We start from the raw sequence: 12,640 nt of genomic DNA on the forward strand, positions 1-12,640 counted from the left end.
TTTAACACTTTAAGCAAAACAATTTTTATATTTGTTTGTTCTGTTTAAAATGAGTGAGCAAAAATAGGATAAAATCCATTCATGTCTAAAGTAAAGTACTATTACGATCCGGACACGCTTTCGTACCGAAAGATAGAGCCCAAAAAATCCAAGCGCTACAGGAATGTTTTCTTGTTTCTGCTGGGTTCTGCCTTGTTCGGTTTTCTTGGTCTCATCATTCTTTTGAATACGCGTTGGGTGAATACCCCAAAGGAACTTTCCTTGGAACGCGAAGTACGCAACTATGAGCTCCAATTTGAGATCCTTGGTCGCAAGATGGACCAAATGGAACAGGTCTTGGCCAATATCGAGGATAGGGACAACAATATTTACCGATTATATTTTGAAGCCAATCCCATACCCGAAGAACAGCGTAGGGCCGGTTTTGGTGGAATCAATCGATATAAGGACCTTGAAGGTTTCAATAATTCAGAGATCATCATCGATGCCACAAAACGATTGGACATTATTCAAAAGGAAATGGTTATCCAATCCAAATCTTTGGATGAAATTGCCAAGTTAGCGGAAGAAAAAGAAAAACTTTTGGCCTCTATTCCGGCAATTCAACCTGTGAGCAACGAAGACCTTACCCGAATGGCCTCTGGGTTCGGTTGGCGTTCCGACCCATTTACCAAAGCTAGAAAAATGCATTGGGGCATGGATTTTACGGCACCACGGGGCACACCGATCTATGCGACCGGAGATGGCAAAGTGGTTCGGGCGGATAATAGGTCTTCCGGTTATGGAAAACACGTAAGAATAGACCATGGGTATGGTTACATTTCCTTGTACGGGCACATGAGCAAGTACAATGTTACCGTAGGCCAAAAAGTAAAAAGAGGCGACCTCATTGGCTTTGTAGGCAGTACGGGACGCTCCCAAGCACCCCACGTCCACTACGAAGTGTTCAAGGACGGGGAACGCATTAACCCGATCAACTTCTACTACGGAAGTTTATCTGCTGAAGAATTTGAGAACATGCTCAGGTTGGCGAACCAAGAGAACCAATCACTGGATTAATGCACATAGACCTGCCAGAAAAACGATACTATGGCATTGGCGAAGTAGCCAAGGCCTTTGGGGTGAACACATCCCTGATTCGTTTTTGGGAGAAAGAATTCGATGTACTTCAGCCCAAAAAGAATGCCAAGGGCAATCGAAAATTCACGCCGCAGGATATTCAGAACCTTCAATTGATCTATCATTTGGTCAAAGAACGCGGGTTTACCCTCGAAGGAGCCAAAATCCATCTGAAAGAAGAAAAGCAAAAAGTACTGTCCAACTTCGAGGTAATTCAAAAATTACAAAAAGTAAGGGCCGAACTACTCAAGATAAAAGATCAACTTTAAACACTAATTCCATAGCAAAATGAAAAAATGGTTAATCCCCTTGATTATTGTCTTAGTCATTGTCTTTGGACTATACCAATGGGCAGTAGGTTTCAACAACACGGCCGTACAATACGAAGCAGATGCAAAAACAGCTTGGGCCAATGTGGAGAGCTCCTACCAACGTAGAAACGATTTGATCGGGAATTTGGTAAAGACCGTTCAGGGTGCCGCCGATTTTGAAAGAGGCACTTTGACCGATGTAATCGAAGCACGAGCCAAAGCAACATCCACCAACATAGATGCCAACAATATTACACCGGAACAGTTAGCGGAATTCCAACAAGCCCAAACAGGGCTTTCCTCTGCACTATCGAGATTGCTCGTTACCGTGGAGCGTTACCCCGAATTAAAGGCCAATCAGAACTTTTTGGAGCTTCAATCGCAACTGGAAGGCACCGAAAACCGAATCAATGTTGCCCGGGATAGATTTAACGAGAAGGTGAACATTTATGATGTCCATATCTCAAAATTCCCCGGCAAACTACTTGCCGGTTGGTTTGGCTTTGAGGAAATGCCGAGATATTCCGCAGATCCAGGTTCAGAAAATGCTCCGGATGTAAACTTCGAATTCAATTAAACCATGTCGCAGGTAGAAGAGTTTTTGACCGCAGAGGAAGAAAGTGAAATTATAAATGCCATTGTCGAGGCAGAAAAGAACACTTCGGGAGAAATACGGGTACATATTGAAGCATCCACCAAAATAGACCACTTTAGCAGGGCGCAGCAACTATTCCATTTCCTAAAAATGGACAACACCAAAGAAGGCAATGGAGTTCTGCTTTACGTTGCAGTGGACGACAAAAAATTTGTTATTTACGGAGGAGAAGGTATCGACCGGGCAGTTCCAAAAGGTTTTTGGGAGACCACCAAGGATATTATTGCCTCCCAGTTTAAGAACGGAAATTTTAAACAAGGTATCGTCGAAGGTGTTCTTATGGCTGGCAAGGAACTCGAAGCCCATTTTCCATGGAAACAAAATGATGAGAACGAACTGAACAATGCGATATCCAAAGGCTAGTTTTTTCCTCTTTTTTTTATGTATCTCCCTTGCTTGGGGGCAATTTAACATACCCGAAAAACCACAAAAAGAAACCAGTCTTTACGACTATGTGAATTTATTGTCCGATTCGCAAAGCAATGCTTTGGAACAAAAACTGATTCGATATTCCGATAGTACCTCTACCCAGATTGTTGTTGCCATTATAAGTTCCACAGAAGGTGAGAACATTAATTATTTAGGAGCACAATGGGGACAAAAATGGGGTATTGGACAGGCCGAAAAGGATAATGGCGTATTGGTGTTACTTGCGAGAAACGATCGTAGGATTGCCATTAATACAGGTTATGGCGTGGAGGGAAGTTTAACCGATCTAATGTCGAAACGCATCATAGAGTCCGTAATTATCCCTGAATTTAAAAAAGGTGATTATTATGGTGGTCTGGACAAAGGCTCCGATGCCATTTTTAAAGTGCTCACCGGAGAATTTTCCGAGGACAGAACTTTTGGCAATAGAAGACCGTTTCCTTTTGAAATCCTGTTTCCCTTTATCATTTTTATAGTGATCCTTATTATTTTATGGAGTCGTAAAAACAAAGGGGGAGGCAACGGCAGAGGCGGCCGACGAGGTAGCGGGCTCGATATTTGGGACATGATCATTCTCAGTAATATGGGTCGTAGCTCAGGTTCCTCAGGTGGCTTTGGCAGCGGAGGAGGCTTTGGCGGAGGCGGTTTCAGTGGTGGCTTCGGAGGGGGTGGCTTTGGCGGAGGCGGTGCCTCTGGGGGGTGGTAGGTTTATGAGTAAACCTAAAAGCAAAAAGACCCCGTACTTTTTCTCCAAAATTTGCAATGGACATTGTGTTTATCCATTCATAAACCCAAACTGCCCATACATCAATTTCTATCTCACCCATGGGCAATTTTAATTATCTTGCCGTTAGATATTTTTCATCACTAAACACTATTCAGCACATGTCCCGGTCATTTAAAACACTAGTGGCTGCACTATTTGTCCTAGCCACTGCCTGTAAAAAACAGAACAGCACCAAAACCGACAATCTTTTTAAGTTCAAGGATTACATCAGCTACCATACCAATGGGAACCAAAGCATTTCCAAACCAATCACCATTGTATTGGCACAACAATTGGATCAGTTTGAATTGACCCAAGAGTTACCATCGGAATATTTGAAAATTTCACCAAAAGTGGATGGAAAGCTAGTGATTGAAAATGGTAGGGAACTTCTATTCCAACCTTCGGAATATTTAAAACCAAACACAGAATACACCCTTAATTTGAAGCTCAACAAGCTTTTTGAGGATATTGATAGTGAATTCAAGACTTATATCTTTAGTTTTAAGACCATCGCACCCAATTTTAGGATCAATTTGGGTGATCTGCAATCCTATAACAAAGATTGGCAATACCTTACCGGTACTTTGGATGCTTCGGATATATTGGACGCATCCAAGATAAACTCGGTACTATCCGTAAAACAGGGAGAAAAAAACATCCCTGTAAAATGGGACAATACCGATGAAAATGCACAGTATTTTAGCTTTAAGATAGATAGTATATCCCGAAAAACAGAGGACAGTGAACTCGCTATAAATTGGACCGGTGATGCCTACAATATCGACAATAAAGGTTCGGAAACTTACACCATACCGGGTAAAAACAAGTTTGTGATCATTGATGCAAGAACCACATCTGCACCCAATGCCGTATTGACACTTAATTTCTCGGAGCCCTTAAAACAAGATCAAAACCTAAATGGATTGGTAACCATTGAAAATGCCGAAAGCCTTAGATATGAAATCAACGGGAATGTACTGAGCGTTTATCCTTCCAATAGGATTTTGGGCGAAGTACGCATAAACGCTTTTCAAGGGATTAAGAGTGAATACGGTTTTACGCTTAAAAACGATTTTTCGGAACTGGTCTCTTTTGAGCAATTAAAACCAGCGGTCCGTTTAATTTCGAAAGGTACGATCCTACCCAAAGCAAACGCTACTCCCATCTATTTTGAAACCGTAAACCTTTCTGCAGTAGAAGTTCGAGTAATACAGGTGTATCAGGACAATATGCTCCAGTATCTTCAAAATTACGACCTAACGGAAAACTACAGCCCGGATTTTAGACCTGTTGGTCGCCGAGTGGCCTACAAAGTGATTCCCTTAACAAAGAAAGGCAACGAAAACAACAGTTATTGGCAAGCCCACGGATTGGATTTATCCGAATTGATAAACGTGAACCCGGGATCATTGTACCGCGTAGAATTCAGTTTCAATAAGGAACACACCACTTACGATTGTGGCGAAGCAGCGTCAACCCAAGAATCCGTCAATGACTATACTTTGGAACAAAGTTCGGACGATGAATCACTGGAAGAGCAATATTGGAACAACGAAATATACAATTATAGAAACTACAACTATAATTGGGAAGAACGCGATAACCCGTGTCATTCGGCCTATTACAACTACGATAGGATAGCTGCAACCAATTTATTGGGAAGTAATCTGGGCTTAATTGTTAAAAAAGGCAATAATCGCTCTCATTATTTTGCAGTAACTAATTTGCTCACTACCCAGCCGGTGGCCAATGCAAAAATAAAACTCTATAATTACCAACAACAACTTGTTGGGGAGGTTACAACAGATGCTTCCGGCCTATCTGTTTACGATAGCGATAAAGGTATCGCCTTTGCGGTTGCCGAAAGCAACAATAATTTTGCATACGCCAAGTTATCGGACGGCAATGCACTGTCCCTTAGTAAATTCGATGTGTCCGGCGAGCAACTTCAAAAAGGATTAAAAGGCTTTCTTTATACTGAAAGAGGGGTTCACCGACCAGGTGATGTGATCCATTTAACATTCGCTTTGGATGATAACGCCAACCCATTGCCCCAAGGACACCCAGTGACCCTGGAAGTAACCGATGCTCGGGGAAAACTGGTACAGCGCAACGTTTTAAAAGAAGGAAATACTCCCGTTTCCGATAATCTGTACGCCAAAAAAGAAAAGAACTTTTATTACTTCCCCATCCCAACAGATGCAACGGCACCTACCGGAAATTGGTCAGCCAAAGTAATAGTGGGAGGTGCCCAATTCAATAAAACCTTAAAAGTGGCAACAGTAAAGCCCAACCGTTTAAAAGTGGATTTTACTTTTGATGATGAAGTACTCGAAGTCAACACCAATAATCAAGGTAAGGCCACGGTAAAATGGTTGCACGGCGCTCCGGCCCGCAATCTTAAAATAGACATTAACGCCACTTTGAGTCAAACGGCAACCGCTTTCCCCAAGTATAAAGATTTTATTTTCCAAGACCCCGCTCGCACTTTTAACGAAACCGAGTTACAGTGGATTTCTTCCAAATTGGATGCGAACGGTGTACTCAACATCAATAAAGAAATTAATGTAAACGGAAATGCCCCGGGCATGTTGAAAGCTACCTTTACCACCAAGGTTTTTGAAGGAGGAGGAGATTTTTCCATTGATGTGTTTTCAAAAAATCTGGCTCCATTTTCAAACTTTGTGGGCCTCCGTTCACCCGAAGCAAAACAATACGGTTCATTTTTAACGGATGAGAACAACACCTTTGATGTGGTGACTGTTGATGCCCAAGGTAACCCATCGGGCAACCGAAAATTAAAAGTCCAAGTATTTAAAATTGAATGGCGCTGGTGGTGGAACCGCGGTTACGATAATCTTTCGCGCTACGAAAACGCTACCGTTCATCGTCCATTTAAAGAAATGAGCCTAACCACGGGAAGTAACGGAACAGCCAACTTCAACATCAATATTCCCGACGAGGAGGGTGGACGCTACTTGATTCGTGTTATTGACGAGGTCTCCGGCCATGCGACAGGACGTACCACCTATTTTTACCGAAATTGGTGGCGCAGACCTGCCACAGCCGATACCGAAAGTTCAAAAATCTTGATTTTCTCCACCGATAAGGAAAAATATACCCTTGGGGAAGAAGTAGCTGTAACTTTTCCCTCCGACACTGGAAGCCGAGCCTTACTAAGTATTGAAAACGGTACCGAGGTACTCTCCCAACAATGGATAGAAACCTCAGCCAAAGAGACTAGAGCTACCATTCCAATTACGGCCGAAATGGCACCCAATGCCTACATCAACATATCACTTTTACAACCACACAGCAAAGCCAAAAACGATCTTCCCATACGATTGTACGGGGTTGTTCCTGTTATGGTAGAAAATCCGGCCACCTTGTTGAAACCACAAATCGATATGCCCGAGGTACTGGCACCTGAAAAACCCTATAAGGTCACAATTTCCGAAGCCAACCAAAAACCTATGACCTATACCTTGGCCGTAGTGGACGAAGGACTATTGGATTTGACCCGTTTTGCTACACCCGATATTCACAGTTCGTTCTATGCCCGACAAGCCTTAGGTGTAAAAACCTTTGATATTTTTGATGATGTCATGGGAGCGTACTCTGTTAGCGCAGATAATATATACGCCATTGGTGGGGGCGGTATCGGAGCAGGAGCCAAAAATCGTAAAGCACAACGTTTTAAACCTGTCGTCACCTATTTGGGTCCATTTTCCTTAAAGGCAGGGGAAAAAGTGTCGCACACCATCGATATGCCGAACTACGTGGGTTCTGTTCGTACCATGGTGGTTGCAGGAAACCCGAACAGCGCTTATGGCAATGCCGAAAAAACAGCGCCCGTTCGTAAACCTTTAATGGTTTTGACCTCTATTCCTCGAAAATTATCACCTGGTGAAACCGTGACCATTCCTGTTACGGTTTTTGCCATGGAATCCAAAATTAAAAACGTAAAGGTCAGTATTGATCCAGGAAAAGCATTGGAACCTATCAACGGTACTTCAAAAAACATCACTTTTGATGCCGTTGGGGAGCAAATCGTGAATTTCGACTTTAAGGTCAACCCGGCAACATCGTTCCAGACGATAAAAGTGACCGCTTCGGGGGCTGGCGAACGTGCCAGTAACGAAACCGAAATTGACGTGGAGAACCCCAATCCCCTCACCACAAAAAGTGAACTATATACTTTGGACGCCAATGGCTCACAGATCATTTCAATGGAGACTTTTGGGACATCGGGCACAAATGAGGCCTTCATCGAATTCTCCACTCTCCCTCCCATGGATTTCTCCAAGCGTATGGATTATTTGTTACGATACCCACATGGCTGTGTAGAACAGACTACTTCGGCAGCATTCCCACAATTATTTTTGGGCGATGTATTGGATATCACTTTTGACAAAAAGAAGGCTATCGAAAAAAACATAAAAGCCGCTATAACACGCCTAGGCGATTTTCAAATCCCGAATGGAGGATTGAGTTATTGGCCCGGGTACGGGAATGCCGATGATTGGGGAACTTCCTATGCAGGCCATTTTATGTTGGAATCCAAAAAACAGGGCTACCAGCTCCCATTGACTTTCTTGAGCAATTGGTTACGTTATCAAAAAAACGCCGCTCGCCAATGGAGTAATCAGGCGACTTATTATAACGATGATGTTTCGCAAGCCTATCGTTTGTACACATTGGCATTGGCGCAACAACCAGAACTGGCCGCAATGAATCGCTTGCGTGAAACCGTGAATCTTAGCAACGAGGCCAAATGGAGATTGGCAGCAGCCTATGCCCTGGTTGGCAAAAAAGAGGTAGCCCAAGCTCTAGCACAAAAGGCAAACATCAACTTTAAACCCAATAATTACAATTACAGAACCTATGGTTCAGTTTTCAGAAACCGAGCAATGGCATTGGAAACCATGGTAATTTTAAACGACTCCCAACAACGGGAATTAGCTGTTTCCTTAGCCAAAAATTTATCATCACAGCAATGGTACAGCACTCAAGAAACAGCATTTGCCCTCTTAGCCATGTCCAAAATGGTGGCTAAAAACGGTGGGAAGTCCCTTGACCTTACTTTTACCAATAACGGAAAAAGTATAGCGGTAAAAACAGATAGGGCCATAGCGCAAAGGGAACTCTCCGTAACCAAGTTCAAAGAAGAAATTGAAATAAAGAACAACCAAGGCAATACTATTTATGCCACACTGACCCAATCAGGAAAATTGCCCGTGGGTGAAGAATTGGCGCAACAGCAAAACCTAAGGTTATCGGTCAGCTACGTGGACCCGCTTGGCAATTCCGTTAATGTAAACGAACTACGACAAGGTACAGAATTTGAAGCAAGAGTGACGGTTTTTAATAATTCCAATGATTTTGTGGAGAATATCGCATTGACCCATATTGTGCCCAGTGGCTGGGAAATCGTGGACACATCATTTGCCGGAGGAAGCAGCACAAACACATCCTCAGCGGACTATGTAGATACCAGAGACGATCGTACGCACCTCTATTTTGATTTGGAAGCCAAAAAATCCAAAACCTTTACCATTAAATTGAATGCATCCTTTTTGGGTGATTACTATTTACCTGGTGCCCAGGCCGAAGCCATGTACGACAACAACTACCAAGCCCGCAATAAAGGGCAATGGGTCAAAATAGTTCGGTAACCTTGCATGAGTGAATTTTTAGCGCCAGTAAAAAGAATCCTAGTCGACCATAAAATTAAGCTCAGTGTTCTGGGCATCATTTTGGTTTTATGGTTGTTTTGTCTGCCCAAAACCCTCTTCAAAGACCCGACCTCAACCGTTGTGGACAGTTCCGATGGTTTCCTTATCGGAGCACGCATTGCGGAGGATGGCCAATGGTCCTTCCCACAAATTGATTCTATCCCGGAACGCTTTAAACAAAGTATTTTGCTATTTGAAGATGAGTACTTTTATCGGCATCCCGGTTTTAATCCTATATCCATTTTAAAGGCCATTGGGCATAATCTCACCAAAGAAACACGGCGGGGAGGCAGCACAATTACACAACAGGTTATCCGATTGAGCAGAAAAAACCAAAGTAGGACCTATTGGGAAAAGCTCATCGAGGTATTTATGGCCACACGGTTAGAATTACGCCACTCTAAGGAAGAAATTTTGGAACTCTACGCATCTCATACTCCATATGGAGGCAATGTAGTAGGATTGGAGACAGCGGCTTGGCGGTATTTTGGAATTCCTGCCCATGAGTTGAGCTGGGGGCAATCTGCCGCCTTGGCCGTTTTGCCAAATGCACCTGCCCTAATTTTCCCGGGAAGAAACGAACAGGCTTTTTTGGACAAACGAAATCGATTATTGAAAAAACTATGGGAGAAAGAAATCATTGACCAAACCACTTACGAGCTGGCCATTGCCGAGCCACTTCCACAAAAACCAGTGCCTTTGCCGGATATAGCACCTCATCTTACCGAGCGTATCCGAAATGAACATCCCGGCCAACGCATCTCCACTTCCTTGGACAGGTCGCTACAGCAGCAGCTGAACACTTTGGCCGAAAGACATTATCGGCGATTGCAAAGCAACGAGATCCATAACCTGGCCATTTTGGTGCTCGATGTGGAGACCCGCAAAGTAATCGGATATGTGGGAAATTCACCTTCCGATAAAACACACGCCAACTATGTGGACATTATCACCAAGAAAAGAAGTACCGGCAGTACGTTGAAGCCCTTTTTATTCGCTTCGCTTTTGGATGAGGGCCAATTGTTGCCCCATACGCTTGTGGAAGATGTCCCGACCGTAATCAATGGGTACCATCCGCAGAATTTTGATTTAAAACATGCAGGTGCGGTGCCTGCGAGCAAAGCGTTATCACGCTCTTTAAATGTACCGGCTGTTCGGTTGTTACGGGAATATGGGCTTCAAAAATTTTACAATAAGCTCCATAAGATGAATATGGAATCCTTGGATAGGCCTTCTTCCCATTATGGGCTGTCCTTGATTCTCGGGGGTGCGGAAAGCTCCCTTTGGGAAGTAACCTCCACCTATGCCTCCATGGCCTCCAGCCTGAATTATTTTTTGACACATTCCAGCACGTACAGGAGTCGGGAATTTACCGAAGCTACTTATTTACAACATGAAACAATGGATTTTGGCAAAGAACAATTTGACCCCTTGGTTTTTGGCGCAGGATCTATTTTCAGCACTTTCCAATCAATGTATGAGGTCAATCGGCCCGAGGGTGACGAAAATTGGCAGTTTTTCGATTCCTCTCAACCCGTTGCTTGGAAAACTGGAACAAGTTTTGGTTTTAAGGATGCATGGGCCGTTGGTGTCACCCCAAAATATGCCATCGGGGTTTGGGCGGGCAATGCCGATGGGGAGGGAAGACCTGGGCTAACCGGAATCACAGCAGCTGCACCCATACTATTTGATGTATTGGCCGCACTACCACAAAGTAGTTGGTTTCAAAAACCTTTAGATGATCTTGTGGAGATAGAGGTATGTGCCCAAAGTGGCTTTCGTGCTTCGGTGTATTGCGATGACATCAAAAAAGAATGGGTGCCTACCCACGGAACAAGAAGTCGTCCCTGCCCCTATCATCAGCAGGTGTTTTTAGATAAGTCGGAACACTTTAGAGTTAACTCCGAGTGCTACCCGTTAGAAGACATGGTAGCTAAAAATTGGTTGGTGCTACCTCCCATTTTGGAATATTATTATGCTTCTTCGAATCCAAACTACAAGCCTTTGCCTCCTTACATGGAAGGTTGTTCTGCATTGGAAAACAATTTGATGGAATTTATCTACCCCAAACCTTATGAAGCTGTGCTATTACCAAAGGATTTGGGCGAAAAAAGAATGGAAATCATTCTAAAATTGGCCCACCAACAATCCAACACCATTATTTATTGGTATTTGGACGAGGTGTTTGTTGGCAAAACAGAGAATTTCCATGAATTGGTTATACCCATCGAACCTGGTGAATACATGCTCACCGCAGTCGACAATCAAGGAAACCGGATACAGCAAGAAGTGGAAGTACGCTACGCCTCTGGCGAATAGTTATTTCTTACGCATAAATATGGTCATCGGAACGCCGGTAAAGTCAAAATTTTGCCTGATCTTGTTTTCCAAGAATCGCTTGTAAGGATCTCTCACATATTGCGGCAAGTTGCAGAAAAATGCAAATTGCGGGTACGGTGTGGGCAATTGGGTGCAAAACTTGATTTTTACATACTTCCCTTTAGTGGATGGCGGAGGTGTTTTTTCAATGATGGGCAACATGATATCGTTCAATTTACGAGTAGGTATTTTTTTTGAACGATTATTAAACACCTCTACGGCAGTCTCGATTGCCTTAAATATTCGTTGTTTGTTCAATACGGATACAAAGAGAATCGGCACATCTTCGAATGGAGAGATTACTTCTTTTATTTTGTTAGTGTACTCCTTTACCGAATTGGTCTCTTTTTCCACCAAATCCCATTTGTTCACCAAAATCACGATTCCCTTATTATTGCGCTGCGCGAGCCAAAATATATTCTGTACCTGTCCGTCGAAACCCCGGGTGGCATCGAGCATTAAAATACATACATCGCAGTGTTCAATGGCACGAACGGATCGCATTACGGAATAGAACTCCAAGTCTTCCTTTACTTTGGATTTTCTACGGATACCTGCCGTGTCCACCAAATTGAATTCAAAGCCAAAACGATTATATTTGGTATCGATACTATCACGGGTGGTCCCTGCAATATCGGTAACGATGTACCTATCCTCGCCTATCAGTGCATTGATAAAGGATGATTTCCCGGCATTTGGTCTACCTACGACCGCAAATCGGGGCAGTTCGCTTTCTTCTTCCACATCATCTGGAAGAACCTCCACAAGGGCATCCAGCAATTCACCTGTACCGCTCCCATTAATACTTGAAAGTGTGTAATACTCACCCAATCCCAAGGAATAAAATTCCACGGCATCGGCGATACGTTGGGTATTGTCCACTTTGTTTACGGCCAAAAAGGTAGGCTTATCCACCCGACGAAGCAGTTTGGCCACATCCTCGTCCATTCCTGTTACCCCCGATTCCACATCTACCATAAAAATAATGGCATCAGATTCATCAATGGCCAGTTCTACCTGTTTATCGATCTCTTTTTCAAAAATATCGTCGCTGCCCACCACATAACCTCCGGTGTCGATCAAAGAAAATTCTTTGCCGTTCCAATCACTTTTCCCATAATGACGGTCGCGTGTAACACCGGAAACAGCATCCACAATAGCTTCACGGCGTTGAATTAGTCGGTTAAAAAAGGTGGACTTCCCAACATTGGGTCTTCCTACAATGGCTACGATAGCTCCCATC

8 protein-coding genes are annotated in these 12,640 nt (G+C 43.5%); 7 read left to right on the plus strand and 1 reads right to left on the minus strand.

Going from position 1 to position 12,640, the window contains the following annotated elements:
* Window positions 1-81: 81 nt before the first annotated feature.
* From MJO53_RS04435 to pbpC, 7 genes are all read left to right on the plus strand, one after another.
* Window positions 82-1,059: a M23 family metallopeptidase gene (locus MJO53_RS04435; protein ID WP_224836411.1), complete on the plus strand. Its 978-nt coding sequence runs from the start codon at window positions 82-84 to the stop codon at window positions 1,057-1,059.
* Entirely contained in the window at window positions 1,059-1,388 is a 330-nt protein-coding gene (locus MJO53_RS04440) for a MerR family transcriptional regulator (protein WP_224836410.1), read from the plus strand. The genes MJO53_RS04435 and MJO53_RS04440 overlap by 1 nt, the downstream gene beginning before the upstream one ends.
* Before the next feature lie 19 nt (window positions 1,389-1,407).
* Entirely contained in the window at window positions 1,408-2,007 is a 600-nt protein-coding gene (locus tag MJO53_RS04445) for a LemA family protein (protein ID WP_252080623.1), read from the plus strand.
* 3 nt (window positions 2,008-2,010) lie between these two features.
* Window positions 2,011-2,448, plus strand: a complete 438-nt coding sequence (locus tag MJO53_RS04450) for a TPM domain-containing protein (RefSeq protein WP_224836408.1) — start codon at window positions 2,011-2,013, stop codon at window positions 2,446-2,448.
* Entirely contained in the window at window positions 2,429-3,220 is a 792-nt protein-coding gene (locus MJO53_RS04455; RefSeq protein WP_252080624.1) for a TPM domain-containing protein, read from the plus strand. Before MJO53_RS04450 ends, MJO53_RS04455 begins: the two co-directional genes overlap by 20 nt.
* 179 nt (window positions 3,221-3,399) lie before the next feature.
* Window positions 3,400-8,958: an alpha-2-macroglobulin family protein gene (locus tag MJO53_RS04460; RefSeq protein WP_252080625.1), complete on the plus strand. Its 5,559-nt coding sequence runs from the start codon at window positions 3,400-3,402 to the stop codon at window positions 8,956-8,958.
* A 6-nt stretch (window positions 8,959-8,964) separates the two neighbouring features.
* Entirely contained in the window at window positions 8,965-11,337 is a 2,373-nt protein-coding gene (pbpC, locus tag MJO53_RS04465) for a penicillin-binding protein 1C (protein WP_252080626.1), read from the plus strand.
* Here pbpC and der read toward each other — a convergent pair whose 3' ends face one another.
* Window positions 11,338-12,639: a ribosome biogenesis GTPase Der gene (der, locus tag MJO53_RS04470; RefSeq protein WP_252080627.1), complete on the minus strand. Its 1,302-nt coding sequence runs from the start codon at window positions 12,637-12,639 to the stop codon at window positions 11,338-11,340. It lies immediately after the preceding gene.
* Window position 12,640: the final 1 nt, after the last annotated feature.

It is taken from the genome of Flagellimonas marinaquae (genome assembly GCF_023716465.1).
Classification (GTDB): Bacteria; Bacteroidota; Bacteroidia; order Flavobacteriales; family Flavobacteriaceae; genus Flagellimonas; species Flagellimonas alginolytica.

What these genes read in the sequence shown, in the direction of transcription:
- MJO53_RS04460 (WP_252080625.1), top strand. Translation starts at nt 3,400, where the DNA reads ATGTCCCGGTCATTTAAAACACTAGTGGCTGCACTATTTGTCCTAGCC.
- MJO53_RS04445 (WP_252080623.1), top strand. Translation starts at nt 1,408, where the DNA reads ATGAAAAAATGGTTAATCCCCTTGATTATTGTCTTAGTCATTGTCTTT.
- der (WP_252080627.1), bottom strand. Translation starts at nt 12,639, where the DNA reads ATGGGAGCTATCGTAGCCATTGTAGGAAGACCCAATGTTGGGAAGTCC.
- MJO53_RS04435 (WP_224836411.1), top strand. Translation starts at nt 82, where the DNA reads ATGTCTAAAGTAAAGTACTATTACGATCCGGACACGCTTTCGTACCGA.
- MJO53_RS04440 (WP_224836410.1), top strand. Translation starts at nt 1,059, where the DNA reads ATGCACATAGACCTGCCAGAAAAACGATACTATGGCATTGGCGAAGTA.
- pbpC (WP_252080626.1), top strand. Translation starts at nt 8,965, where the DNA reads ATGAGTGAATTTTTAGCGCCAGTAAAAAGAATCCTAGTCGACCATAAA.
- MJO53_RS04455 (WP_252080624.1), top strand. Translation starts at nt 2,429, where the DNA reads ATGCGATATCCAAAGGCTAGTTTTTTCCTCTTTTTTTTATGTATCTCC.
- MJO53_RS04450 (WP_224836408.1), top strand. Translation starts at nt 2,011, where the DNA reads ATGTCGCAGGTAGAAGAGTTTTTGACCGCAGAGGAAGAAAGTGAAATT.